The 777-nt window shown below is 50.7% G+C and carries 1 protein-coding gene; it reads right to left on the bottom strand.

The features are described from left to right. On the bottom strand, positions 1-777 hold a 777-nt coding region (locus tag D6029_RS22220), incomplete at both ends, for a BREX system Lon protease-like protein BrxL (protein WP_272482852.1).

Here is a 777-nt window from a genome sequence, read left to right as displayed (position 1 = left end):
TTGGAATTTGGAGAAAATTTCAGCAGGCACAGTCGGGATATCAGAAGCTGATGCCATCGGCAGCAGCACGCGTTTGCCCCCACTATCCATTGCTAGTTGCAAACTACCCGCCAGATCTTCAACCGGATTCACTACACCACCAAGTGTCATATCTCCGAGCACGACCATCTGTTCTTGCACTGGCTTACCCATCAAAATGGAACAGAACGCTATCAGGGCTGCCAGGCTAGTTTTGGTACTAGGGCCTGAGTTATGTAACTCAACAGCATGCAGGTGGTATTCATGCTCGGAAAATTTGGCGGTAGCACTGATACGGTTCAGATTACCTTTGAAGTAATCAAAACCTACGCGGATGGCTTCTTTGGCTGGTGTATTGGAGCCCAGGCCAGATGTCGAGTGTTTACCATTACCAGGGGTCATCTGAGTCTCGAACCGATACAGGCCCAGCTGGCCAGTTCCACCCTTGGTAACCATATGCACGACACCTGGCTTACCCAGACCTTCAGGGATCAACTGGCTTCCGCCTTGCTCGGGTACATTGACGAAAAACTCTTCCAGAGTTTCGTTATCGAGGTAGCTGAAATGCACATCGAAAAACTCCATACCACCCAGTTTTTTCAACTGCTCTTTGATTCGGCGGCGAAGTTCCAGTGCGTAGGTAAGGCAAGGGCGCACCTCCTCTTTACCAAACACACCGTGAGGGTAGAGCAATTTGAGCAACCCAGACACGGTGCGACGTACTGCGATCACATCACGCTGGTTGAGGTTGTTCCCGAG

It is taken from the genome of Buttiauxella izardii (genome assembly GCF_003601925.1).
In the GTDB taxonomy this organism is placed as follows: Bacteria; Pseudomonadota; Gammaproteobacteria; order Enterobacterales; family Enterobacteriaceae; genus Buttiauxella; species Buttiauxella izardii.
The sequence above is the reverse complement of the archived record's forward strand: the minus strand, read 5'-3'. Positions and strand labels throughout refer to the sequence as shown.